Origin of the sequence: Maribellus sp. YY47 (genome assembly GCF_023111095.1) — a bacterium.
Classification (GTDB): domain Bacteria; phylum Bacteroidota; class Bacteroidia; order Bacteroidales; family Prolixibacteraceae; genus Draconibacterium.
Map to the genome: position 1 here is coordinate 1 of NZ_JALGYW010000033.1, position 24918 is coordinate 24918.

At 42.7% G+C, this 24918-nt stretch carries 20 protein-coding genes; 9 read left to right on the forward strand and 11 right to left on the reverse strand.

The features are described 5' to 3' along the window. Positions 1–197 precede the first annotated feature (197 nt). From MR764_RS19165 to MR764_RS19175, 3 genes are all read left to right on the forward strand, one after another. Positions 198–1022: an alpha/beta hydrolase gene (locus MR764_RS19165; RefSeq protein ID WP_247981070.1), complete on the forward strand. Its 825-nt coding sequence runs from the start codon at positions 198–200 to the stop codon at positions 1020–1022. 18 nt (positions 1023–1040) lie between these two features. Continuing rightward, entirely contained in the window at positions 1041–2435 is a 1395-nt protein-coding gene (locus tag MR764_RS19170) for an alpha/beta hydrolase (protein ID WP_247981071.1), read from the forward strand. Between the two features lie 966 nt (positions 2436–3401). After that, positions 3402–4667, forward strand: a complete 1266-nt coding sequence (locus tag MR764_RS19175; protein ID WP_247981072.1) for a DUF819 family protein — start codon at positions 3402–3404, stop codon at positions 4665–4667. A gap of 10 nt (positions 4668–4677) precedes the next feature. Here MR764_RS19175 and MR764_RS19180 read toward each other — a convergent pair whose 3' ends face one another. The 4 genes from MR764_RS19180 to glpK are packed head-to-tail and all read right to left on the reverse strand — an operon-like array spanning position 4678 to position 8478. Further along, positions 4678–5922 (reverse strand): M14 family metallopeptidase, encoded by a 1245-nt coding sequence (locus MR764_RS19180; RefSeq protein WP_247981073.1) that lies wholly within the window; start codon positions 5920–5922, stop codon positions 4678–4680. A gap of 7 nt (positions 5923–5929) precedes the next feature. Beyond that, positions 5930–6133 (reverse strand): hypothetical protein, encoded by a 204-nt coding sequence (locus MR764_RS19185; RefSeq protein WP_247981074.1) that lies wholly within the window; start codon positions 6131–6133, stop codon positions 5930–5932. A gap of 53 nt (positions 6134–6186) precedes the next feature. Then, positions 6187–6939, reverse strand: a complete 753-nt coding sequence (locus MR764_RS19190) for an MIP/aquaporin family protein (RefSeq protein WP_247981075.1) — start codon at positions 6937–6939, stop codon at positions 6187–6189. 45 nt (positions 6940–6984) lie between these two features. After that, entirely contained in the window at positions 6985–8478 is a 1494-nt protein-coding gene (gene glpK, locus MR764_RS19195) for a glycerol kinase GlpK (RefSeq protein ID WP_247981076.1), read from the reverse strand. A gap of 187 nt (positions 8479–8665) precedes the next feature. On the opposite strand from glpK, the gene MR764_RS19200 reads away from it, so the two are divergent. Next, on the forward strand, positions 8666–9664 hold the full coding sequence (locus tag MR764_RS19200) for an NAD(P)H-dependent glycerol-3-phosphate dehydrogenase (protein ID WP_247981077.1): 999 nt from the start codon (positions 8666–8668) through the stop codon (positions 9662–9664). A 169-nt stretch (positions 9665–9833) separates the two neighbouring features. On the opposite strand, the gene MR764_RS19205 is transcribed toward MR764_RS19200, so the two are convergent. Together MR764_RS19205 and pgi are read right to left on the reverse strand one after the other, a co-directional pair. Next, entirely contained in the window at positions 9834–10418 is a 585-nt protein-coding gene (locus tag MR764_RS19205) for a CDP-alcohol phosphatidyltransferase family protein (RefSeq protein ID WP_247981078.1), read from the reverse strand. Between the two features lie 124 nt (positions 10419–10542). Then, a complete protein-coding gene (pgi, locus tag MR764_RS19210; protein ID WP_247981079.1) occupies positions 10543–12189 on the reverse strand; it encodes a glucose-6-phosphate isomerase in 1647 nt (548 codons plus the stop codon). Between the two features lie 416 nt (positions 12190–12605). Here pgi and MR764_RS19215 point away from each other — a divergent pair, with 416 nt between their 5' ends. Continuing rightward, the gene (locus tag MR764_RS19215) at positions 12606–13511 is read left to right on the forward strand and encodes a DMT family transporter (RefSeq protein ID WP_247981080.1); all 906 of its coding nucleotides are present in this window, start codon (positions 12606–12608) and stop codon (positions 13509–13511) included. A gap of 157 nt (positions 13512–13668) precedes the next feature. On the opposite strand, the gene MR764_RS19220 is transcribed toward MR764_RS19215, so the two are convergent. Together MR764_RS19220 and MR764_RS19225 are read right to left on the reverse strand one after the other, a co-directional pair. Continuing rightward, the gene (locus tag MR764_RS19220; protein WP_247981081.1) at positions 13669–15258 is read right to left on the reverse strand and encodes a RagB/SusD family nutrient uptake outer membrane protein; all 1590 of its coding nucleotides are present in this window, start codon (positions 15256–15258) and stop codon (positions 13669–13671) included. Positions 15259–15278: 20 nt separating this feature from the next. Continuing rightward, on the reverse strand, positions 15279–18422 hold the full coding sequence (locus tag MR764_RS19225) for a TonB-dependent receptor (protein WP_247981082.1): 3144 nt from the start codon (positions 18420–18422) through the stop codon (positions 15279–15281). 437 nt (positions 18423–18859) lie between these two features. On the opposite strand from MR764_RS19225, the gene MR764_RS19230 reads away from it, so the two are divergent. After that, positions 18860–20005 (forward strand): hypothetical protein, encoded by a 1146-nt coding sequence (locus tag MR764_RS19230; RefSeq protein WP_247981083.1) that lies wholly within the window; start codon positions 18860–18862, stop codon positions 20003–20005. A gap of 44 nt (positions 20006–20049) precedes the next feature. After that, on the forward strand, positions 20050–20853 hold the full coding sequence (gene ppk2, locus MR764_RS19235) for a polyphosphate kinase 2 (RefSeq protein ID WP_247981084.1): 804 nt from the start codon (positions 20050–20052) through the stop codon (positions 20851–20853). A gap of 16 nt (positions 20854–20869) precedes the next feature. Here ppk2 and MR764_RS19240 read toward each other — a convergent pair whose 3' ends face one another. Both MR764_RS19240 and MR764_RS19245 read right to left on the reverse strand, forming a co-directional pair. Next, positions 20870–21793: a DUF1338 domain-containing protein gene (locus MR764_RS19240; RefSeq protein WP_247981085.1), complete on the reverse strand. Its 924-nt coding sequence runs from the start codon at positions 21791–21793 to the stop codon at positions 20870–20872. 114 nt (positions 21794–21907) lie between these two features. Continuing rightward, positions 21908–22816, reverse strand: coding sequence for a PfkB family carbohydrate kinase (locus MR764_RS19245; protein ID WP_247981086.1), 909 nt, complete (start codon positions 22814–22816; stop codon positions 21908–21910). 178 nt (positions 22817–22994) lie between these two features. On the opposite strand from MR764_RS19245, the gene MR764_RS19250 reads away from it, so the two are divergent. Continuing rightward, positions 22995–23423, forward strand: a complete 429-nt coding sequence (locus MR764_RS19250) for an ACP phosphodiesterase (RefSeq protein WP_247981087.1) — start codon at positions 22995–22997, stop codon at positions 23421–23423. A 12-nt stretch (positions 23424–23435) separates the two neighbouring features. After that, positions 23436–23615, forward strand: a complete 180-nt coding sequence (locus tag MR764_RS19255) for a hypothetical protein (RefSeq protein WP_247981088.1) — start codon at positions 23436–23438, stop codon at positions 23613–23615. Here the strand turns inward: MR764_RS19255 and MR764_RS19260 are convergent. Continuing rightward, positions 23612–24907, reverse strand: a complete 1296-nt coding sequence (locus MR764_RS19260) for a lysine 2,3-aminomutase (RefSeq protein WP_247981089.1) — start codon at positions 24905–24907, stop codon at positions 23612–23614. The genes MR764_RS19255 and MR764_RS19260 overlap by 4 nt on opposite strands. Between the last annotated feature and the right edge of the window lie 11 nt (positions 24908–24918).

The following is a 24918-nucleotide window of genomic DNA, read 5'->3' on the forward strand; positions in this document are numbered from 1 at the left end:
CACAAACAAGATACCATTAAAATTAAAAGCTATAAAAGAACAGACCGTTTCAAAGCTAGCTTTGAAACGGTCTGTGAATCTATTAACTTAGTCCAATAATCTGTAACGCTTATTTAGGACTAGTCACAACTATGAAATCAGATTTTCTTCGATTGAAACTTTTTCCTCTATCTTTATTCGTCTTAAAAAATCAACTCATGAAGCAAATACTTTCAATAATGCTGATCCTAATGATCAGCGCCACCGTTAATCTTACCCACGCTCAAACAACCTATAAAACGGCAAAAGATATTTCGTACCGAAGTGCCGATGAACAAAATTCCGATGACTACATTGCAGAGCGTTGTAAACTGGATCTGTACTATCCTGAAAACCAAACCAATTTTATAACCGTAGTTTGGTTTCATGGCGGAGGGTTGACCGGAGGAGAAAAATTTATTCCCGAGAAATTAAAGGAACAGGGAATTGCCGTGGTTGCGGTGAATTACCGCTTGTACCCCAAGGTGAAATGCCCCGTTTACATTGAAGATGCAGCAGCTGCCGTTGCCTGGACTTTCAACAACATTGAAAAATACGGCGGCAACAAAGAAAAAATTGTTGTTTCAGGTCACTCTGCCGGAGGTTATCTTACATCGATGATCGGCCTCGACAAACATTACCTGGCTAAATACAGCATCGACGCCAACGATATTGCCATGCTCATCCCTTTTAGCGGGCACACCATTACGCATTTTACAGTGCGCGAAGAACGCGGAATCCCAGGCACGCAACCCATCGTAGATGAGTTGGCACCACTTTATTTTGTTCGCCCCGATGCTCCGCCACTGGTGTTGATCACGGGCGACCGCGAACTGGAAATGCTCGGACGTTACGAAGAAAATGCCTACATGTACCGCATGATGAAAGTGGCCGGACACCCGCAAACCAAACTTTTGGAACTGGATGGATTTGATCACGGTGGCATGGCTTCCCCGGCACTGGAAATCCTGTTAAAGGAGATTAAACCGCTGAAAAAACAATAATCACAAAAAATCATACAGATGAAACGCTTGCTCTGTCCGTTGTTTGCCCTCTCGTTTGTTCTCTTTCCCTTTACTTCGACTCAGGCGCAGAATACTGATATTTCGGGGAACTGGTCGGGAATGTTGGAATTACCAACGGTTAAGCTCGAAGTTATTTTCAAGATAACAGAAACTGACGGAGAATATGAAGTAAAGATGGATGTTCCGCTTCAGGGCGCAGCGAATATTGAGGGCCAAATTACTACCGAAAACGACAGTATACAAATGAAGATTCCTAGAATTTTGGGAATGTATACGGGCAAATTTACGTCTGCCGATTACATCGAAGGAAAGTGGCAGCAAAGCGGATTGACACTTGATTTAAACCTGAAAAGAACAAAGGTAATTAACGAATTAAAACGACCACAAACACCAGAACCGCCCTATCCTTATCTTTCGGAGGAAGTGAAATACACCAATCCTAAATCGGGGTTAAAACTTGCCGGAACACTAACGCTACCGAAAGATGCTCAGACTTGCCCGGCAGTAGTGATGATCTCCGGATCGGGGGCACAGGACCGCGACGAAACCATTTTCGGGCATAAACCGTTTGCGGTAATTGCCGATTATCTCACGCGCCAGGGAATTGCTGTTTTGCGGGTCGACGACCGAGGAATAGGCGGTTCGGAAGGAAACATCAGCTCATCCACCAGCGAGGATTTTGCCACTGATGTGTTGGCAGGCGTTGATTTCCTGAAAACCCGGAAGGAAATCAATCCAAAAGAAATCGGGTTGATTGGGCACAGCGAAGGCGGATTGATCGCCCCCATTGTTGCTGCCGGGTCGAAAGATGTAGCCTTTATTGTTCTGCTTGCCGGACCGGGCGAAACAGGGGAACAAATTCTTTATGAGCAAAACGACCTGTCGTTAAAAGCGGCAGGCATGCCCGATTATGCGATTCAGCAAAATAAAATGGTGCAAAAACTGATGTTTGATGTACTAAAAAACGAAAGCGACCCGGACAAAGCTGCTGAGCAATTACGCACAAAACTAACACAGGGAATGTACGAGGGTATGAGCGAAGAAAACAAAAAACTGGTGGATGCTAAGATCAACAGCGTAAATTCTCCCTGGTTTCGGCATTTCCTGACTTACAACCCCAAACCAACGCTGGCCAGGGTTAAATGCCCGGTGCTGGCGCTCAACGGAAACAAAGATGTTCAGGTGCCGGTTTCGAATCTTCAGGAAATATACCAGGCCGTGACTTCCGGAGGAAACATGCAGGTGGATACCCTGAGTTTTGAGAACCACAATCATTTGTTCCAGCATTGTACAAGCGGTGCCGTAGCTGAATATGCTCAGATTGAAGAAACCATCGATCCTGGAGTTCTTAAATCCATTAGAGATTGGATATTGAAAACCATATCAAAGTAAGTTCTAATCCATAAAAAAAAGAACAACCCCCGCTCTCGAAAGCTAAGCACGTTGGGGAATTTGACAATTTTTACGGTTGGGTGTGGATGAAAGGGAAAGATAATAAATCGTTGTCTTGACAAAGATGAATTATCACTCTCTATTATTTTCCTGACTTACAATATCAGACACAATTCATTGAATCGAAGTTTTTGAAAAACAGCATTACACTTTTGGTAAACTTTTTACCTATTCTATCAAGTTAATATGCTGCCTGTCAATAATAAGGCACAATGACGTTGATAACTTTTGACGAATTTGCATATTTCTTCTTCTAGTGGACTATTATGTTTTGTAACTTGCGTTACGAATAAAAAAAAACAGGTCGCGGACCTGCATTTTTTAACCGGAGCATTGCCCGGACTTGAAAGTCAAGTTTTGTTTCTTTGCAGTTCAAATTTATACTTTCAAATCCAATTCCGCAAATTTTTTTTTGGCTTTGCTTCACATTTCGGGAAGGAGGTAATATTTGAAAAGTGCAAATTATGAAGCAATTGGGCGTTTGATTTTGCGAATAATCGATACGCTAGTGAAGATCATAGTAGCGATTGCTGCACTTATTAATTCGCTTAAATAATTATAAGGAGGCTTCGGCCTCCTTTGTTAGTTCTAGCGGCAAAAGAATTGGCAAAAATTCACTAATTAAAACCGTACTGTTCTATTTTCAAATAGAATTGCAATACCATCAAAACTGAAAACGAAAAAACAAATTCAGTGCAATTAAAATCATCGTTATCTTTAACCCCGCCCTTTAGGCTGGAAAATACAAACAAAATAGAAGGACAAGGATTTCTGAAAAATTCGTAGTTTATATGTATGCCAAATACATATTTCCCGCGGGATAAAATCGTTAGTGCATTTTTTCAAAAATTTGTTCGAATCACTCTTTCTGATATCTTTACACCCCGTTAAAACGAACTGTTTAGGATGGATACACATTTCTTTCTTATTATTTTTCTTTTTGTTGTCGCCCCCGTTATTATCATTTATCTGGAAAGTAAATATTCGCTCGCCAAAAAAATCGGCGCAGTATTAATTTGCTACGGACTCGGTATCTTCATCGGGAATGTGGGGATACTTCCGGAAATATCTCCCGCCTACCATGCCCTGGTAGAAGGATCGGTTTATATCCCTTTTGCCAAAATGCGTGAATACCTGGCTGAAGGACTGGTTACCCAACAGGATGTGTCGAGAAATACTATATCGTTTTTGCAGGACTTGTTTTCAAGTATTCCGATTATGCTCTGTTTGCCGCTGATCCTGTTTTCGCTGGACGTGAAGAAATGGATGCGTCAGGCAAAGGAGGCGGTCGGATCACTGATTATCGGATTGTTTACCGTTTTGCTGATGGTTTTTGTCGGATTCTGGATGTTCAGGGGAAGCATTGAAGAAATCTGGAAAGTTTCGGGAATGCTTGTTGGTGTTTACACCGGTGGAACGCCCAATATGGCAGCCATAAAAACAGCGCTGAACGTGTCTCAGGAGATTTATATTCTTACACATACCTACGAAATGACATTGGGTGCAATTTACCTGGTGTTTATCTTCACCATCGGGCAAAAAGTATTTCTATGGTTTCTTCCCCCTTATAAATCGCAGAATTCAGAACAAATAGAGACGGGTGAAATTGATATTGCTGAAGATTACGACTCGTATGACGGATTGTTCCGAAAAGATATTTTCTGGCCGCTGCTTGGCGCTTTTGGTATTTCGGTAGGTATTTTAGGTGTCAGTTTTTTGCTGAGTAAGCTTTTCTCCGACGATTTTGCCAATGCCGCTGTGGTTATTCTGGTCACTACTTTTGGGATTGGGCTGTCGTTTGTGCCGCGCATCCGTCGAATCAAAAAAACGTTCCAGCTGGGAATGTACCTCATCCTTATTTTCTGTGTGGCTGTTGCTTCCATGGCCGATATTAGCAAACTGGCCGACATTTCCATCTCGCTGTTTTATTATGTTGGGATTGCCATGTTTGGGTCGCACCTGCTTCATGCACTGATTGCCCGCTTTTTTAAGATCGATGCCGACACCGTAATCATTTCGGGAAGTGCGCTGATCTGCTCGCCTCCGTTTGTTCCGGTGGTAGCCACCGCACTTAAAAACAGAGAGGTAATTCTAACCGGAATGTTTGTTGGGATTGCCGGCTATGCCGTTGGAAATTACCTGGGTGTAATTGTTGCCTACATCCTGAAATAACGTTTCGGAACTACAATTCCTGAAAATTTTCCCAAATATTTTCCATCATCGCTTTTGAAGCATGGATAGCATTGGTACGCCATTTCTCTGACGGCGGATAAAACATTTCGTAATAGCCGGCTTTGGCTTTAATACTGTCCTGAGGTGTTTTATAACCGTAGTGTGCCCCCTGGTTCTCAACAATCGAAATGTGCGCCGATTTTACAGCTCCCACCGTTGTTCCGGTGTTGAGCGTTCCAAATTCCATCAGCATGGGAATAGATAATTTTCCGGGAAACAAGCTACTCACATACTCCACCATTTGTCCGTGAACGGTGTAAAAATTATCTGAGTCGCCCCAATCAATACGGTAACCTGCAAATACTTTTTCCATACTGTGTTTCAGCACCGGGTCATCTACAGGATTAGGAAAAAGATGCAACTCCCCGCGTTCTCCAAAGCCGGTATGAAGATCCAGGTTCAGCAGCATTGAGTAAGATGAAGCTTTTTCGGTTAAAACACTTTTCAGAATTTCAACCTGCTGCTCAAAATTCTGTCCTCCGAAATAAATTCCTTCAGGAAACTGATATTGTCCCTGCGCAAAGGCCTGAAGCAAGGCCGGCATACCTTTCAGTACAATCTTCTGAATGGCTTTCAGCATAAAAAAGCGATTGCCAATGCTGTTCATGTTTAATTCACCTTTGGGTGTCAGCATATCGTAAAGCGCCACAAATCCATCGTTTTGTGTTTCAAACAATGTACGATCATCGCTAAAATTCCGGTTCAGATCAACGTTGTTTTCCGAGAAGCGCCGCTGGTGTTTAAATCCCCATGCGTTCAAGCCGTGTACAAGTAATAATCCGGTAGTTGAAAACATTTCAGGCTGAAAGAATTCCTGCATCAGCATCTGTTGCACAGCGCTGCCAACATAGCCTTCGATGCCATGCGTCCCCGAAATAAGAATCACCAGTTTTTCGGTCGTATCTTTGGGGGGCACATAACAAAAATCGATGGTTAGATCATTGTCTGTTTGGCTTTTCAAGGGAACCGAAAAGATCTCCACACTGTCGAAGCGGCTTTTCATATTTTCGGCCTGATTGCGAAAAGCTGCGCGGCAATCGCTCCAGGAGTCCTGATAAAAGCCGAGGCTTTGCGCATCAATTTCTACATCGGGATCTTCCGGTGAATAATAATTAAAACTGATGTAAGTGTAAGCCAATGCCCCCACTATCAGCAGTGCCATAAGCCAGCCGATTCGTTTCAGAAAACGTTTCATTTCGCTATCAGATTACAAAACGCACAACCTTGTCTTCAATCATCTGCTGCAATTCGCTGAGCAATGCTTGTTCGTGCGCATCGATAAAACCGTCTTCGGTTGCGATATTCAGGATTTTATCATACTCATCGCGTGTGATCTTGTGATCCTCAATCGCTTTTTCGATCATTTCTCTCAAACGAATCGAACTGTCGCTTAAATTGTGTGGCATATTTCTTTACGTTACGTTTAATTACAGTAACAACAATATATTAAAAAAGCTCATTACTGAAGCAAATATAATATCAACATGTGAACCAGTGCCGCAAATATACACCCTGCAACCGGCCCCATTATCGGAATCCACGAATATTCCCAACCGTTCTCGTCTTTTGAATTTAAAGGTAATAAAGCGTGAACAACTCTTGGCCCAAGGTCACGCGCAGGATTAATAGCATATCCGGTAGTTCCGCCCAAACTCAGCCCGATAACAAACACCACCAGGGCAACGGGCATCGCCCCGAGCGATCCCAAACCAACTTTCGTGGTATGTATTCCGTCCACCTGAAATTCGGGGACTGTAACCAGTAGCACTCCCAGCACCAAAACAAAGGTCCCCAGCATTTCAGAAAAGAAATTGCTTTTGGCATTGGCAATTGCGGGTGCCGTGCAAAAACAAGCCCTTTTCATTCCCGGCTCAGTGGTAATTTTAAAATGATCGCGATAAAACAAATAAACCAGCAAAGCGCCAAACATAGCACCTGCAATTTGTGCCAGCGAAAACGGGATAACCTTTGCCCAGGCAAACTGCCCGGCAGCTGCCAAACCAATGGTTACAGCAGGATTCAGATGTGCTCCACTCAGATCAGCTGTCATAAAAACGCCACAAAATACAGCCAGCGCCCACCCCGTTGTTATAACAATCCATCCACTGCTGTTTCCGATGGTATTCTTCAGATTTACATTTGCCACCACTCCGTTTCCGAGCAGTACAAGTACGGCGGTTCCTAAAAACTCGCCAAAAAGTTCAGTTAGCATATAAATAGGTTCTTATTGTTTTTAAAATCAAAAAATTTGCTGTTGCTAATTTTGGTTCCACGATTTACTTCTGTCCACCGCCTTATTCCAGTTTTTGATGGTTTTTTCCACAAAACTTCTATCTTCAGACGGTATAAACTTGCGGTCGACCTGCCACTGGCTTTTCAGTTCTTCAATGTCGCTCCAGTAACCCGTTGCCAGTCCGGCCAGATAAGCAGCTCCCAAAGCTGTAGTTTCGGTCACTTTCGGACGTACAACCGTAGTCGCAATCGAATCGGCCTGAATCTGCATCAACAAGTCGTTTACCGCAGCGCCTCCATCTACCCGTAATTCGTTTAAGGCAATTCCCGAATCGACCACCATTGTGTTGATCACTTCCATGGAGCGAAAGGCGATGGCTTCGAGTGCAGCCCTTGCAATGTGGGCTTTTCCGGTTCCGCGTGTCAATCCGATTATGGCTCCTGTGGCATACTGATCCCAGTGCGGCGCTCCAAGCCCCACAAATCCCTGTACAAATACAACTCCGCCATTATCGTCTACCTGGCGGGCAAGTCCTTCAATTTCGGAAGACGATTGAATGATTCCCAACTGGTCGCGTAGCCATTGCACCACGGCGCCACCAATAAAAATGCTTCCTTCCAGTGCATAAACCACTTTGTCGCCAATTTGCCAGCCAATGGTTGTCAGCAATTTATTTTTCGAGGCAATCGGTTTTTCGCCGGTATTCATCATCACAAAACAACCGGTACCATAGGTATTTTTCACCATGCCTTCGTTCATACACATTTGTCCAAACATGGCCGCCTGCTGGTCCCCGGCAATTCCGGCAATCGGTATTTCCGTTTCCAAACCGTCCACCGATGTTTTTCCGTAAACCTCGCTGCTCGCTTTTACTTCGGGCAACATACTTTCCGGAATATTCAGTAAATCCAATAATTCGGCATCCCATTTCAACTCGTGAATGTTGTAGATCATTGTGCGGCTGGCATTACTTACATCGGTTATGTGCTGTTTTCCACCTGTCAGCTTCCATATCAACCAGGAATCAACGGTCCCGAAAGCCAGTTTTCCTTGGTCAGCCAGTTCGCGTGCGCCTTCAACATGATCAAGAATCCATTTGATTTTTGTCCCCGAGAAATAGGCGTCGATCACCAATCCGGTTTTTTCGGCCACCTTTTTCTCCCATCCCTGGCGTTTTAATTCATCGCAATATTCTGCCGTTCGACGGTCCTGCCAAACAATGGCATTACAAACCGGCTTTCCGGTTTCACGGTTCCACACCACTGCAGTTTCGCGTTGATTGGTAATACCGATGGCGTCGACCTGCTCTGCTGTTATACCGGCATTCCGAATCACGTCTTGCATCACTTTCAACTGCGTTTCCCAGATCGTATCCGGGTCGTGTTCCACCCATGCCGGCTTTGGATAAATCTGTTCAAACTCCTGCTGGGCTACTTCTACTATCTCTCCGGAATGATTAAAAAGGATGGCCCGGCTGCTGGTGGTACCTGCATCGAGCGACAAAATATATTTACTCATAGGTTTATATTTATTGGCTTTTGTTTTCGGACCGTTAATATACATTTTATGATGTTATTCAAGCCATTTTAAACGCATCTTTCTCAACAATTAATGGTTTATTCGCTGACAAATTCCGGTTGTTTCCTTCCATTCCTTGGATTTTTGGGATTACAAATTGTACTTTTGCGCCAAAGGGAAATGAGAGATGAATATTAAAACAGACAAGGTTGCCGTTATTGGAAGCGGCAGCTGGGCTACTGCCATTTCAAAAATGCTGTTGGAAAATGTGGGAGAGATAAACTGGTTTATCAGAAGGGAAGAAACCATCGAAGCCTTTCAAAAATACAGTCATAATCCGCGTTACTTAAGAGATGTGGAATTTGATACTTCCCGAATCAGCTTTTACAGCGACATCAATAAAATTACCGAAGAATCCGACATTTTGGTACTCGCTATTCCGTCTGCTTTTTTGCCCGTCGTTTTTGAAGGATTAACAACCGATCTCAGCGAGAAATATATTCTTTCGGGAATTAAAGGAATTGTTTCGGAGGAAAATCTGTTGGTTGTTGAATACCTGAACAAACATTTTGGCGTGGCACTCGATATGATGGGCGTTATTACCGGCCCATGTCATGCGGAGGAAGTAGCACTCGAAAAACTTTCGTACCTGACCATTGCCGGAATCGATGAAGAACGAACCGAAAAATTTGCGCAGCTGATTCAGAGCGAATACATTTTAACTACCCTTTCGGACGATATCTGGGGCACCGAATATGCTTCTGTGCTGAAAAACGTGATTTCGATTGCAGCCGGAATTGCTCATGGTTTGCGTTACGGCGACAATTTCCACGCAGTGCTTATATCACGTGCCATACAGGAAATGAAACGTTTTGTGGATGCCGTTCACCCCATCAACCGCGACATAAAAAGTCCGGCTTACCTCGGCGACTTGCTGGTAACGGCCTACTCGCAGTTTAGCCGCAACCGCATGTTCGGGACAATGATCGGGAAAGGTTATTCGGTAAAAGCAGCCCAGCTGGAAATGAACATGATTGCTGAAGGCTACTACGGAGCGGCTTCGATCCATGCCATCAACCAAAAGTACAAAGTAAACATGCCCATTTCGGAGACGGTGTATGAAATTTTGTATGAAGGAGCTTCGTGTAAAAAAACATTCGAAAAGCTGACGGGCCAACTCGCATAGCTATATTTTTTGTTTTTTCTGAAAGTCAATTTTGAAAATAAAATATCCAATAAAATCAGCGAAGTTGGATATTGGATATTCTGCTTTAAAAAAATAAAAATAAATCCAGGACAGAAGTACACATCTTTACTTTCATTTCTGTTGGAGGTTTCCTGAGATCAGGAATGCTTTATTTTGCAGTAACCGGAGTTTGTTTTAGCACCCAGTACAAGCCCTGGGCATTGGAACGCCGTTCCCTTAGCAAAAAAGTTATGGTAATCGTTTCCAACTCGGCAAGTATTCCAAATCCGATAGCAAAATAATAGTAAGCTTCCCAAAAACCGACGAAGAACCAGGTAAAAAACAAAAGTGCCTGGAGATAGCCGGTAACTTTAAAGGAATACAAATGATAACTGGAAAAGGTTTTGAATTTCCGAAAATGAACGGCCTGTGTCATCAGCATCATCGCGATGAACAGGTATAAAATCCAGGCATTGCCGGTCAAGTCTGCCTTTTTAAAGGTCAACACTCCGGTAAATGCCAAAATGTAAGTGCCGTAATCGGCCAGCGAATCGAGCCGGGCGCCAAGTTTGGTCACCATGTTAAAGGTTCGGGCAATAAAGCCGTCCAGAAAATCGGTAAATAAATTGATGCACAGGAAAATGGCAAACCACTCTTCGTTTCCGGAAACCACCAGGAACATTACGAATGGAAAAACAATGATCCTGTAAAGACTTAAGGCATTGGGAATGTTCCAAACTTTTTCGCTGTTCATACAAATTGTATTTGGTTTTTCCTCGCATACGCCAAACCACGAAAATTTGTTCGAAAACGCACAAAAAAAGACTGACTAAAATCTTAGCCAGTCCCTTTTATCGTGTATAATTTCGATGCGAAAATTATTTCATTGCTTTCCATGCATTGATCAAGCCATTGGTCGAAGCATCGTGTCCGGTCACTTTCCCGTCTCCCTGAAGTTCTGGCAAAATGGCGTTAGCGAGCTGTTTTCCAAGCTCAACTCCCCACTGATCAAAACTGTAAATATTCCAGATAACGCCCTGTACAAATATTTTATGTTCGTACATGGCAATTAATGCACCTAAAACATGAGGTGTGAGTTTTTTTACCAAAATAGAGTTGGTTGGAATATTCCCCGGGAATACTTTGAAAGGCAAAAGTGCCGCGATTTCAGCTTCTGATTTGCCGGCGGCTTTTAATTCGGCAGTCACCTGCTCTTCGGTTTTACCCACCATCATTGCTTCGGTTTGCGCAAAGAAATTTGCCAGCAATTTCTGATGGTGATCACCCAACTGGTTGTGGTTAATCGCCGATGCAATAAAATCACAGGGGATCAACTTGGTTCCCTGGTGAATCAGCTGGTAAAAAGCATGCTGACCATTGGTTCCGGGTTCTCCCCAGATAATTGGCCCGGTTTGATAATCGACCTGCTCGCCGTTTCGGTCAACGTATTTCCCGTTGCTTTCCATATTTCCCTGCTGGAAATAGGCTGAAAAACGGTTCATGTATTGGTCGTATGGTAAAATAGCTTCAGTTTCGGCACCATAAAAATTATTGTACCAGATGCCGATCAATGCCAGAATTACGGGGAAGTTTTTATCGAAATCACTTGTACGGAAATGGTTATCCATGGCGTGCGCTCCTTCGAGCAAAGCCACGTAATTATCGAATCCGATACCCAATACAATCGACAAGCCAATGGCCGACCACAACGAGTAACGACCACCTACCCAGTTCCAGAAACGAAACATGTTGGCGGTGTCGATTCCAAATGCAGAAACAGCTTCAGCATTGGTTGAAACGGCCACAAAATGCCTGGCTACATGCGAAATTTCGTTGGCCGATGCCAGGAACCAGTCTTTGGCCGAATTGGCGTTGGTCATGGTTTCCTGCGTTGTAAAAGTCTTCGAAGCTACAATAAACAGGGTCGTTTCAGGATCAACGGCTTTCAAGGTTTCGGCAATGTGTGTTCCGTCAACATTCGAAACAAAATGCAGTTTCAGGTGATTTTTATAGGGCTTCAACGCTTCTGTCACCATCAACGGACCAAGGTCAGAACCTCCGATACCAATGTTTACCACATCAGTAATGGGTTTTCCGGTGTATCCTTTCCACTCTTCCGAAATTACTTTTTCTGAAAAAGCTTTCATCTGGTCGAGCACGGCGTTAACTTCGGGCATCACATCTTTGCCGTCTACCAAAACCGGAGTATTACTGCGGTTACGCAAGGCCACATGCAACACCGCACGATCTTCGGTAGCGTTGATTTTATCGCCTGTAAACATGCTTTCAACAGCAGCTTTCAAGCCACATTCGTCGGCCAGTTCAAGCAAAGCAGCTTTTACCTCATCGTCTAAAATGTTCTTTGAAAAATCCAAGAGGATATCTTCAAATTTGAGTGAATATTTTTCAAACCTGTCGGCATCTTGCGCAAACAGATCTTTCATATGCGTGCCTTCGAAATCGAAGTACATTTCTTCGAGTTTCTGCCAGGCTTTTGTTTCCATCGGATTAATTTTCGGCAACATAGATTTATATTTTTCAGGATTAAAGAAGTTCAAAACACCTGCAACTTCTTTCAATTTTTCAACAAAGATAATGTAATCTAAAAATTACTGCTACATACAGGCCCCGGCTTACTGAAGGTTTAAAAATCAGTTTAAAATCAGCCGGTCAAGTTAAGCTCACCCACCACAATTGGAAGAGCATGGGCAATCTTCCTCCCTGCTGAATCTCTGTGGCACTCTGTGCTTTTCTCTCTGGTTTTATTCTGCGGTTTCTTTGACTTTTAACCACAGAGAACACTAAGTTTCTCAGAAAGGCACACGGAGTTTTACCCATTTCTATATTCTGAAACAAAAAGGAAGTTTGTCTCCCCCAATCAAAATTTCCGGAGTCACCCCGAATTCATTTTTCCTATCTTTATCACCTCAATTTTCACCAAATGAAATCAAACACCTACAAGGGCTATGTTTTTGCATTGGTTGCAACCCTGGCTTTTTCGAATGTATATATTTTCAGCAAAGCGGCGTTAAACGAGATTCCACTAGCGCAATTCGGAAGCCTGTGGTATTTTATTGTATCAGTTTCCTGTATGGCTTTTGCTCTTTTCAACAAGAAACTTAAGCAAGTGGCGCACCTGACCCGCAAACAGGTAATAATTTTGTTGACGCTCGGCTTACTTGAAATTGCAACAACTACCTTGTTTTTCCTATCGATACATATCATTCCCGATCCATCGGTTACTTCATTTCTCGGAAATATTTACCCCGTAATGGTAATGCTTGGCGGCATTTTTATTTTGCATGAGCGTTTTGGACCGATCGAAATACTGGGTGGTTTTCTGGCATTGGCGGGAGCCTTTGCCATAAGTTACAGTGGCGGAACTACGCTCGAAACACTTTTTATAAAAGGAACGGGAGTGGTATTTTTTAATGCCATTTTTGCAACAACCGCCACACTTGTAGTAAAGGCTCACGTGCAAAAACTAAGTCCCGAACTGCTGAATTTAAACCGGGCTGTGTGGCTCTTTACTTTCTCCATTATTATGTTTTTCGTGATGGATGAATCAACCGTATTTTCGGCCGAAGCCATTAAGAATACCGCAATTGGCGCCGTTTTGGAATTTATTGCCATTTTAACGGTTTACTATTCTTTCCGGTATATTGAAGCATCGCGTTCATCGATCGTACAAAGCATGAAGGGGATTTTTGTCCTGCTCGGCGCCTTTCTGTTTTTTGGAACGCTACCGCTTCGTCATCAGTTAATCGGAGGATTTTTAACGGTTCTTGGCGTTTTAATTATGGCGCTGGCACAGGCCGGGGTTTTCAGGACAAAGAAAAAAGCTTAACACAATTTTGTTGCGAAAAGATGCAATTTGAGAATAGCGCAATCTCAAACTATTCTCTCCGAAGTATCATGCATGTTGAAATTGAATATTCTGCAATAAAAAAACGGAAGAGTTAAAACTCTCCCGTTTCCATCACATATCAGTAATTAACTGAATTTTAATCATTTTGAACCATATTCGGGTTGGCATTTAGTTCTCTTTGCGGAATTCTAAATATCCAACGGTCGTTCATACTTGGTTTATCTTCGTACATCCCTTCCAGATAAAGGTCTGGATTTGCACCCGATCCTGCAAGATCAAGCGTCTCATCGTTTCTAAGCATATCAAACCAACGGTGACCTTCCAGGAATAATTCAATCCTTCTTTGAGTCAGAATTTCATTCACAAGTGCCTGCCCGGTATTGGTTGATTTTGTATATCCTTCATCTCTTACGGAAACCAAATCATACAATACACTTTGAGCTTCTGCATCCTTCCCGCCCTGACGAGCCAAAGCTTCTGCCTCAATCAGATACATTTCAGCAGCGCGCATGTGAATTACATCCATCGGGGTGATTGTTGCACCATCAGATTGTTGCAATTTAATATGCAGGTAGGGAACCATATTGTGGGTACTTGAATTTCCAATAATCCCCCGATAAGTTTTTACTGCTGCATCGTATTCTTCTTTACTGGCATACCTTCCGGCGTTTTCTCCTTTATCCCAGGCAGAAAAAGTACTTGGGCAATCTTTCAGAATCAGGTCACGACGATAGTCAGTCTCCGACATCATATCGTACAACTTATGATTCATAAATTTAGGATTACTCCTGTTCTGCGAACCGTTAAAATTGTTCGAAGTATAATAGAAATACGACCAAAAATAAGCCGTTTGATCCGTAATCACTTTGGATCCCCACATCCATTCAGGATTATCGACAGTATTAAATCCTGCCTTGAATTGCGCTTCACTCATTAAGGAGTATTCCTCCCTGGCTTCATTGGCATATTTTGCTGCGTTGGCCCATTCTCCAATGGTTAAATATACCCTGGCAGCAATACCTTTAGCAACATCCACATTTAAATGAGAGATATCAGCCCTTGGCGATGCATCGGCAAAATGTGTAATTGCATCAGTAAGATCAGTCTTAATTTGATTATAAACTTCCGTTACTGTGTTGCGGGCTAATCCTTCGTACGGAGGTTCTGTTGCCAGCATAATCGGAACACCTAAATCGGTATCGGGATCTCCAATCATGTATGCTTTAGCAAAAAAACGTACCAGGTTAAAATGTGCCCATGCACGATAAGTATAAGCCTGCCCTAAAATATTGTGCAAGTCATCAGACATCTGCAGACTTTCGGCCGCGTTAATAATATTATTTGCAGAACCAATAATATTGTAATAGTACCACCATGGATAGGTTACGTCGTTTGACGTGGCATCAGTATGAGAAGTCCATTGTGCAACAGTTCTGAACCAACCGTTTCCGGCAGCAGAGTGCAATGCATCGCCTGCAGCAAACTCAGCCATCGGAATCATGTATTGTTCCCCGGCATAAAAGCGAATGATCTCCGGGTTTTGTGCGTACAGAGTACGGTGAATTCCGTTAATGGCCAGCATCATATTTTCGGTTGATCCCAGGGCAATATCAGTAGAAACTGCATCGGTAGGAACAGTCTGTAAAAAGTCATCGCTACATGAGCTTAATCCGAGCACCATTGCCAAGACCAGCGAGTATACTAGATTTTTATATGTTGTTTTCATTGTAGTATATTTTCTGTTAATTAAAACTGCAAGCTAAATCCCAGGATAAAAGACCTACTCGGAACATATGCCAATTCATCTTGCGTTCCCGAAAAGTTATAAATGGGGTTCATCCCTTTTCTTGCAGTAAACATGTAAAGATTTTCTCCGGTTAGAAATACACTTAACTGCCCAAGGCCCCAATTATCCATAAGGGATTTTGGGAAATCGTAACTTAAAGTCACATTTCTAATGTTGAGATAATTGGAAGAGATCAGGAAGAAATCAGATGTCGCATACAAGTTTGATTCGGAATACTGTAATCTCGGAAATTCAGTAACATCACCGGGATTCATCCAGGAATCCTTAACATCAGGGTGGTACGACTCACCAACTGTTGAACTTAGCATTCCCTGATAGATAGCGTCGATCATTTTCCCGCCTAAAGAATAAGTAAAAAGTGTTCTTAAAGTCAGTCCTTTATAAGTAAAAGTGTTTCCGATTGATCCGAGAAGTTTTGGAATTGTGGAAGCCCCAACATAACCAAAACCTGCGTCATCGGCATCTTTTGTTAATTCCGGGTCGCCGTTATCATCGAATGACAGCTCTGTCCCTATCACTTCTCCCTCGTCGTTGGTAACCTCTTTCCATACATGGAATCTTGTAGCTCCGTCTTCAGTATCCACATCATAGAATTTCCTCAGCCAGAAATCATACCTGGAATGCCCCTCCGACCATCTTTTGGTCCCATCAACAAATGGTTCGGGAATAGAGGTAATTTCATTTTTATTGGTAGATCCCATTAGATTCATGTTCCACCTAAAATCGCTTGTTCTGATAATATCGCCTTCAATATTTATCTCGAACCCCTGATTAAGCATGGCTGCAATGTTCCGTGGCTGCTCCATCAATCCCATTGATGGCGCCAAAGGCATTTCGTATAATAAATCATCTGATTTTCGATTATACCATTCCACAGTACCACTGATTCTGTCAAATAATGCAAAATCTAAAGCAACATCGAAGGTTTTATTCACCTCCCAGGTTAGTGCCGCATTTCCAACCGATGCCCAACGAAGACCTGGAGCAGACGCATTCGGATAGGTCTCATATAAAGCCTGATATCCATATTCTCCAATATTATCGTTACCAACTTCACCGTAAGAAGCTCTTAATTTTAAACTGTTGATCCAATCAGCACCATAAATGAACTGTTCCTGATCAATTCTCCAACTGGCTCCAACGGAATAGAAGTTCCCCCATCTTACATCTTCGTGGAAAGCAGAAGATCCGTCTCTTCGATATGAACCATCGATATAATATTTATCTGCATAGTTATAATTCAGCCTTGCAAAATAACCTTCTGTTTTTTTCTTATCAGTCCAACCGGTATTATCGGCAGTATTTACAAAGTTATTTAGTTCATAAATACCCGTTACAATAAACTGGTTTTTAAAACTTTCCTGGCGTGTATAAGTTCGTGAGTAAGATTCGTGACCTAATAAAGCAGAGAAATTATGAACTTCATTTACCGTTTTTTCATAATTCAGCAATTGGTTCACGTTAACCGTAGTTCGCGTATATCTGTCTTCGGCCATCCTTGCCGTTGGAGCACCATCGCCAATCTCCGGATTATCAAATCTTTTGTAGTGGTAGTTTTGAAAATCGGCACCTAAATTAATAGTGGCAGTAAGTTCTTCTGTTACTTTAAACCGGGCAAACGTCCTGTTTCCCATTTCATTTCTTTTGAAATCCTCACTGTTCCAATTTAACTCTGCAATAGCATTTCTACCCGCGTTAATCGGCCTGGCATAAGTTCCACCGTCATCGTACTGTTTTTCTCCAGCTCCGTCCAAAATGTAATCCCCTGTAGTTTGATCAAGCAGGTAAACAGGATAAATCGGAGCTGTCATCCTGGCATTTCTGAAAGGATTTGCATAAGTAGCCGACTCAGCAGAACCAATATCACTATTGACGATTGTGGCATATACACTTCCACCAATTTGCAGCCAGTCCTTTACATCAAAGTCAATATTCAAGCGTGTATTAAAACGCTCATAATCCGACTTGATAATATAACCTCTTTCGTCCAGATAGCCCAACGAATAGAAATAGCTTGCCTTTTTACTTCCTCCGCTCAGACTTAAATCATAATTCTGTCTGTACCCTTGTTGCTTTGCTGCATCATACCAATCCAAATCGCGAAATCCAACTTTTGCTTTTGGATTTATTTTTCCTTCCGCAGTTAGTATCTGATCATTGGCTATCCCTAAAAATGGATTATACTTTAGTTGAGAATAAATATTTTCGTATGCATAACCTCTTGATTCTGCAATGCTATTGGCATTCCCCGACTGAAACCGACTCTGAGCAAAAGCTTCAGCCTGGAGTACGTAATAATCCTGCGCATTAACCGCTTCATAGTTCGGAAGCGCCTGATTTATTATACCTGCCTGTGCTTTCAGGTTCACTTTCATTGATTCAACTCCTTTGCTTCCCTTTTTTGTGGTAATAATCAACACTCCGTTCGCAGCACGCGAACCATAAAGGGCAGTCGAAGCAGCATCTTTCAACACAGTCATAGAAGCAATATCGCCCGGATTAATACTTGAAAGTACACCTTCGTACTGAACGCCATCCAATACGATCAGCGGATCTGCCGATGTGTTCAAAGTACCGATCCCCCGAATAACAATCGTAGGAGAACTACCTGGCTGACCAGAGCCGGCCGTTGTCTGAACTCCAGTGGTAGATCCGGTAAGAATCTGACCAATAGAAGACACCGAGCGAGATTCGATCTCCTGTTCTCCAATTACAGCAGCCGAACCGGTTAACGATTCTTTCTTCGCCGTTCCGTACGCCACTACCATTACCTCATCCAGGCCTAATATATCCGGTTTCATTTGAGCATTGATAACCGTTCCGGAAATAGACGTTTCTATCGTTTGCATCCCTACAAACGAGAAAATAAGATGTTTTGCATCGTCCGGAACATCCAGTTCGTAATAACCATCAATGTTCGTTACCGTACCTATGGTTGTTCCTTTAACCAGCACAGAAACTCCCGGAATGGAAGTTCCATCTTCCGAACTTGTGACAGTTCCGCTAATGGATTTTACCTGTGCGTTCCCAAAATGTATTCCCAGCAATAGAATACATACAAGCAACATTGCAAGTTTTTTCATAAAAAAAGAATTTAAGTGAAAAATTAAGTTAAACACTCTCTTTAGTTGGCATCGCTAGTTTATGGTTTTTATTCTCATCTTAGTACATATATCACTAAATACATACAATAGGTAAAGCACTCTTATTCCGGGTATTAATATAATATCTTTCCTTTAAAAAATATTACATTAATTAACATTTCTATCATTTTTTCTTAATAATTCTTAAAATACCCTCAATTCCTTTAAAGTTGACTTGCTAACTGAAGCTAAAAGAATGAAACGGATCAATAACATAATATGTATAGGAGACAGAGAATGGAAAGACACTCCTACTCAAATTTTTACTAGTTTTGGATGTGACTTTTTTACCTGATATCTATTTATACAATCCCACTTGCGAGGTAGCAATTGGGAACGGAAGCCCCAATTGGCAGCCCAATAAACTACTTACAAAAATGGAAGCTGATTTATCCGCACTTCCATTGTTCTTAGCTACTTCTGAAGATGTGGTTCTGGCGGGACAGCTTCCATCAAAAAGATTCCTCGACTCACTCCATAAATTAGACACTGCAATTCCTGATTTCATCGAAATTCAAAAAGCGCTAAGTGCCGATACGTCTCCCTTACAGAACATTAAAGCGCTAAAACCCTGGGGATGGAGTCCGGCAGCACATAAACTACTCAGTCCATTAAAACCCAAATGTTCAGCAACTTTTCAAAACTCCCCGGTTTTCAACTGGACCAGCAAATCGAGGAACCTGTATTCGAAAAAATTTGCCCTTGGAATTTTACGTCAGATGATCAGGGAATATCCGGACTCTATTTTTATACCGGAGGGTTTGGCCGGAAAAGTTTGCTGCGAACAACACGAGATTGAAACACTGATCAGTGAGTGGGGCAACCTGATGGTAAAAGCGCCGTGGAGCAGCTCCGGGCGAGGCCTGCAACCCATCACGAAAACCCCCGTTCATCCAAAAGTCTGGGAGAAAATTCTGGGCATAATCAAAGATCAGGGTTATGTGATTGTGGAACCTTTTCTCGGGAAACAACTGGATATTGCTTTTCAGTTCGAACTAATCGATGGAAAAATCGACTACCTCGGCATCAGCAATTTTATGACCGACGGAAAAGGACAATACATTGGCAACCGTTTGAATGGCCTACCTGATGATATGAATTCTGAAATTAAAACTTTTGCTGAACGTTTGCCTGATAAAATCATTGATCCGCTAATTCAAACCCTGGAGAAAAGTGAACTTGCTTCAGGATATGAAGGAAATTTTGGGGTCGATGCCCTCATCTTCAGAATGGCTGACAAACAATTGGCTGTTAATCCCTGTCTCGAAATCAATCTCCGCCAGAATATGGGGCTGCTGTCATTAAAACTTGAAAAGCTTTTGGTGCCTTCAACTAAAGCGCTGTTTCGAACCTGGTATGGCGGCGCAGAAAGTTTTCATGCCTTTCAAACCACGATGGAAAAGCAACATCCGCCTCTGCTGAAAAACGGCAAAATTCAATCCGGATTTATTTCGCTCACCGATGCAATGCAGGATAGCAGGTTTGGCGCCTATATTTTAGCCGGCTCATCATATTCGTTTTGATTGTACTATTTTTCTTACCTTTAATTGCATTCAACAACTGAAATATGGATTCATCCGGGACACCAAAAAAGAAAAAAATCAGCACGAAGTTTTACGAAAAGGAATTAAACAAACTGCAAATTGAACTGGTAAAATTGCAAGAGTGGATTAAAGCCAAAGGGCTGAAAGTGGTCGTTATTTTTGAAGGCCGCGATGCAGCCGGGAAAGGCGGAACAATTGCCCGGATCACACAATACCTGAATCCCCGGATATGCCGTGTAGTTGCACTTGGAACACCTACTGAACGCGAAAAAACACAGTGGTACTTTCAACGGTATGTACCTCATTTGCCGGCAGCCGGAGAAATGGTTTTGTTCGACCGCAGCTGGTACAACCGTGCCGGTGTTGAGAAAGTGATGGGATTTTGTACCAACGATGAATACTGGGAATTTTTACGCTCCTGCCCCAACTTCGAACGAATGCTGATCCGCTCCGGAATTGTTCTGGTGAAATACTGGTTTTCGGTGAGCGAAGAAGAACAGGAAAAGCGTTTCCGTTCGCGTATCGAAGATCCGACCAAACGATGGAAGATAAGTCCGATGGACATCAAGTCGATGCAGCTTTTTGTCGAGTATTCAAAGGCGAAAGACGATATGTTTGCCTACACCGACACAAAGATCAGCCCCTGGTTTGTTGTGGATGCCGACGATAAAAAACGTGCCCGTCTGAATTGTATTCACCACCTGTTGTCGATGGTGCCCTACAAGGAACTGGACTACCACCCCATCGAACTCCCTCCGCGAAAAGACAGCAAGGGTTACGTTCGACCTCCTATATCGGAAATGACTTTTGTTCCCGAAGTTTATTAGAAAACATTCTGACCGATCAGTTATCGCGGGTGCGGGTCATGTCAAACAAATGAACAGCCTGATCTCCCAGGAATCCTGAAAACAGTTTCCGCTCCCCGTTTTCTTCTACATAACCGCGTTCCGCCAATTCGTAATAAGCATAGGTCCAGGTAATTTTATCCGGCCCGTCGTCATTCGTTACGTCAACTTCCTCTTTGACTGCCTGGGTAGCCGATTGTCGCAATTTATTTCCTTTTTCTCCTTCAATCGTTTCTTTCATAGGGATACCGACTGCTGCCAACGCTTTGCAGGTTGACTCCAGATCGGGCCATTCCTTCACCTCCTGGTGATTAATGAAAGCGGTAAAATGATTCACCGAATTTCCATGGAGCAAAGTCCAGGCGGCATATTGCGAAACATCGTTGAGTTTTATAACATCATCTTTGGCGGGGGGTGACCAGGGCCGTCTGAAATATTGGGTCAAATCGAGTACGAGCGCTTCAGCCGCCACCTTGGGCATTTCGCCTTCTTCTTTCAATACAGCCAGTAACTCAAGGCTTTCGTCGGATATAAGATACGGAGTATCTCTAACCGAATTATTAATGATTTGCTGTGCCCATTCGGGCAACAACTCCACTTCCAGCTGGCTCACAAAAATTTTGGGAAACAACTCATTGGGATGTTCAAAATGAACGGCTTTCAGCATTTTCTTTTTGAATTCATACTTGTCGACCGGCACATACCCCAGGTAATTCAACAAGTGTTTTATGGCCCTGATTCCTTCGGGTTGTTCTCCGGTGTGGGTATTGAAGGTTCTTATGGCAATATGATCGTTAACAACTTTCCCTCCTTTTTCCAACACCAGTTCCGCATATGTTTTCGCGTAAGAAACCCTCGAAATATATTGCTTCCAAAGGCTCTCCAGCAACATGGCTGTAATTTCATTGGTCTTGATTTTCATCTGCTTAGTTTTTAAGATGTTCTGCATAACTATTAAACACCTCAACAGGCATTTATGTTACTTCGAAGCAGATGTTTAAGAATATTGTTTTGTTAAAAAAAACTTTGTAAATAATCAGGCTTGCTGGGAAGTCGATTTCATAAATTCCAGCACGTCATTTTTATCAAAGAATTCGGTGGCACCTCTTTTGGTCGTGTTCAGTGCGCCGGCGGCATTTCCAAAATGGATGGATTCTTCCAGTGATTTTCCGTTCAGGTAACAATGAAGAAATCCAGCTGAAAAAGCCATTCCCGAACCAATATTATCTTCCATATCCACTACAAAACCAGGATCATAAAAACACCCCTTTTCTGTATGAAAGGCAGAAATACCGTTGTTTCCCCGGGTCGTAATCACCAATTCGATTTTGTATTTCTTCGATAATTGTTCGGCAAACGCATCCAGGTCGGTGAATTCCATCTTTAGCTTACCTGCCAAAAACTCCACTTCCTTTTCCTTGATTCGCACAATATGGGCACAATCGAGCAAACGTTCCACCACATCAATATTGAAAAAGTGCTGAAACAACTTCAAATCAAAAAAATGAATAGAATCGGGAGATTCCTTGATTAGTTCGCGAATGGTGTTTTTGGACAAGCCGTAGCGTTGCGGCAAAAGTCCAAAGAAAAGACAGTCGGCCTGACGGGCCAGTTTTAAGGCTTCGGCTGAAAATTCGATATGATCGAACGCTACATCTTCTTTGACTTCGTAGCGACTCTCTCCGTTTTCATCAAAAGTAACATTAACCACACCGGTGGGAAACTCTGAATCCAACTGTACATTTTTATCCGAAATATTGAGCGAAACCAGTTTGTCGAGCGCAGCCTGTCCCAGTTCATCGTCGCCGACACGCGAAAGTAAATGTCCTTCCTCTCCAAACGAATTGCACCTGAAAACAAGGTTTAGCGGAGTTCCTCCCAAAACCTGACCGTGAGGCAATAAATCCCAAACGATCTCTCCAAATGCCACAATTCGTTTTGCCATAGCGTTACAATTCGGCCGCTAAAATAACGATTAAAAAATCTGCATCAAAGTTCAGCGACAACATAATTTTTATGAACCTCAACATACGGGGCCGCAGGATTCTTATTTTCTTTACCTTCCTGCATAATGTATTTTTCAAAAACTTTTAAGCCAACTTAATCGTTTGAAAATTATTGTCATGAATTATCTTGCACATCTATATTTATCGGGCGAATCAGAACAGATGCTGGTGGGCAATTTTATAGGCGATTACGTAAAAGGAAAGCAGTATGAAAATTACCCAAAGGAAATTGCTGACGGCATTCTTTTACATCGCCGTATCGATCATTTTACCGACAATCATCCATTACATAAAGAGGCAAAAAAGCCTTTTCGAGACGATTTTGGACATTATGCGGGCATTGTAGTGGATTTGGTTTACGATCATTTTTTGGCTGCCAACTGGACGACTTTTTCCGATCTTTCGCTTCGCTGGTTTGCCAAACGATCGCATTCGGTCCTTTTATCCCACTTCGCTTATCTGCCCTTGCGTGTGCAAGGCTTTTTACCCTTTCTGATCCAAAACCGGAGGCTGGAATCGTATGCCACCATCGAAGGAATCATCTAATCCATGCACATCATGGGGAAATATTCTTCGTTGCCCACAAAAGCACACCTTGCCGAAAATATTCTACGGTCAAATTACGAAACGCTCGAAGGCAATTTCAAAGCTTTTATGCTGGAACTGATCCACTACGTAAAAACAGAATACGACATAGCATTGGAACTTCCCCTGCCTTCTGACCGGGAAGATTTCTAAGCCAGCATTTCGAGGTACGAATCTTCGAAAAAGAATGCGGTTTCACCAAATGCCGGTTCCAGTTCATCAAACCAAACCGCCTTCGGATCGAACTTGGCAAAGAAAGGTTTGCCTACCCACGACGGATCTCTGCCCTGCAGAAAATTCAGCACAAACACTTTTTGTCCTTTTATCTCGGAAACTCCAACTATCTGTACTTTTCCCGGACTGCATGACATGCTTGGCCCTTTTACGGTGCGACAGATTCCACTTACCTGGTTATAGGCTCCCCGGTAGATTTGCCATGCGCGGTTTAACGAAACCGCAAAATAATCTTGTGCCCCGGTATCGCGCGCCACAAACATGTAATATGGTACAATACCCTGCCGAACCTGTTCTCTCCAGTTTTCGGCCCAGATATCTGCACGATCGTTAATGTTATGCATCACCGGCGATTGCGAACGAATCTGAACACCTGCATTCAACAAGCGCTGAACGGCTTCCTGCACCGCCTTTGTTTTTAACTCGCCCGGGTGGTTGAGGTGAGCCATCAGGGCAACGTTGATTCCATGTTTTTTTACCTTTTCAAACAAACGAAGCAAATCATCGGCATCAGGGTCGGTGGTATAACGATACGGCCAGTAAGCCAGCGACTTTGTTCCTATCCGGATATTCTTCAAATGCGGAATATCGGCTTCGATCAACGCATTGAAGTAGTTTTCGAAAAAACGGGTTTTCATTACCGCAGGATCACCACCGGTAAATAAAACATCGGTAATATGCGGATGTGCCTTCAAATATTCGACCATTTGATCGGCTTCCTTCATGGCAAATTTAAATTCGTTTAACGCAAACTGCGGCCACCTGAAACAAAAGGTGCAATAGGCATGGCAAGTCTGTCCCTGTGTTGGGAAAAACAACATCGTTTCGCGGTATTTATGCTGAATTCCGTTTAAACGCTTCCCGTTAAAAACCGGAACATTGTTTTCTTGTCCTGCCGGATTGGGATTCAATTTCAAACGTATTTTTCTAACCTCTTCCTGAAGCAACTCTTTTGAAGCATTCTTTTTGAGAAGCGAAGCAATCCGGTTAAAATCCTTTTCCTGAAGCATTTCCCTTTGCGGAAAATTGAGAATAAAAAACGGGTCTTTCTCAAAATTAGACCAGTCGATCAGTTCATCTACCACGTAATTATCGGTTTTAAACGGCAATACGTTTCCCACTACCTCTATTTCCAGTTTTTGTTCTTCGGTTAAAACCGACATTTGGGATATTTGTCTGAAATTATGAAGAGAATAAGGTTTGTATATCATCTCATTAAATT

Excerpts from the sequence above, each read along its gene's own strand:
- MR764_RS19165 (WP_247981070.1), top strand. The coding sequence starts at position 198 with ATGAAGCAAATACTTTCAATAATGCTGATCCTAATGATCAGCGCCACC.
- MR764_RS19170 (WP_247981071.1), top strand. The coding sequence starts at position 1,041 with ATGAAACGCTTGCTCTGTCCGTTGTTTGCCCTCTCGTTTGTTCTCTTT.
- MR764_RS19175 (WP_247981072.1), top strand. The coding sequence starts at position 3,402 with ATGGATACACATTTCTTTCTTATTATTTTTCTTTTTGTTGTCGCCCCC.
- MR764_RS19180 (WP_247981073.1), bottom strand. The coding sequence starts at position 5,922 with ATGAAACGTTTTCTGAAACGAATCGGCTGGCTTATGGCACTGCTGATA.
- MR764_RS19185 (WP_247981074.1), bottom strand. The coding sequence starts at position 6,133 with ATGCCACACAATTTAAGCGACAGTTCGATTCGTTTGAGAGAAATGATC.
- MR764_RS19190 (WP_247981075.1), bottom strand. The coding sequence starts at position 6,939 with ATGCTAACTGAACTTTTTGGCGAGTTTTTAGGAACCGCCGTACTTGTA.
- glpK (WP_247981076.1), bottom strand. The coding sequence starts at position 8,478 with ATGAGTAAATATATTTTGTCGCTCGATGCAGGTACCACCAGCAGCCGG.
- MR764_RS19200 (WP_247981077.1), top strand. The coding sequence starts at position 8,666 with ATGAATATTAAAACAGACAAGGTTGCCGTTATTGGAAGCGGCAGCTGG.
- MR764_RS19205 (WP_247981078.1), bottom strand. The coding sequence starts at position 10,418 with ATGAACAGCGAAAAAGTTTGGAACATTCCCAATGCCTTAAGTCTTTAC.
- pgi (WP_247981079.1), bottom strand. The coding sequence starts at position 12,189 with ATGTTGCCGAAAATTAATCCGATGGAAACAAAAGCCTGGCAGAAACTC.
- MR764_RS19215 (WP_247981080.1), top strand. The coding sequence starts at position 12,606 with ATGAAATCAAACACCTACAAGGGCTATGTTTTTGCATTGGTTGCAACC.
- MR764_RS19220 (WP_247981081.1), bottom strand. The coding sequence starts at position 15,258 with ATGAAAACAACATATAAAAATCTAGTATACTCGCTGGTCTTGGCAATG.
- MR764_RS19225 (WP_247981082.1), bottom strand. The coding sequence starts at position 18,422 with ATGAAAAAACTTGCAATGTTGCTTGTATGTATTCTATTGCTGGGAATA.
- MR764_RS19230 (WP_247981083.1), top strand. The coding sequence starts at position 18,860 with ATGGAAGCTGATTTATCCGCACTTCCATTGTTCTTAGCTACTTCTGAA.
- ppk2 (WP_247981084.1), top strand. The coding sequence starts at position 20,050 with ATGGATTCATCCGGGACACCAAAAAAGAAAAAAATCAGCACGAAGTTT.
- MR764_RS19240 (WP_247981085.1), bottom strand. The coding sequence starts at position 21,793 with ATGAAAATCAAGACCAATGAAATTACAGCCATGTTGCTGGAGAGCCTT.
- MR764_RS19245 (WP_247981086.1), bottom strand. The coding sequence starts at position 22,816 with ATGGCAAAACGAATTGTGGCATTTGGAGAGATCGTTTGGGATTTATTG.
- MR764_RS19250 (WP_247981087.1), top strand. The coding sequence starts at position 22,995 with ATGAATTATCTTGCACATCTATATTTATCGGGCGAATCAGAACAGATG.
- MR764_RS19255 (WP_247981088.1), top strand. The coding sequence starts at position 23,436 with ATGGGGAAATATTCTTCGTTGCCCACAAAAGCACACCTTGCCGAAAAT.
- MR764_RS19260 (WP_247981089.1), bottom strand. The coding sequence starts at position 24,907 with ATGATATACAAACCTTATTCTCTTCATAATTTCAGACAAATATCCCAA.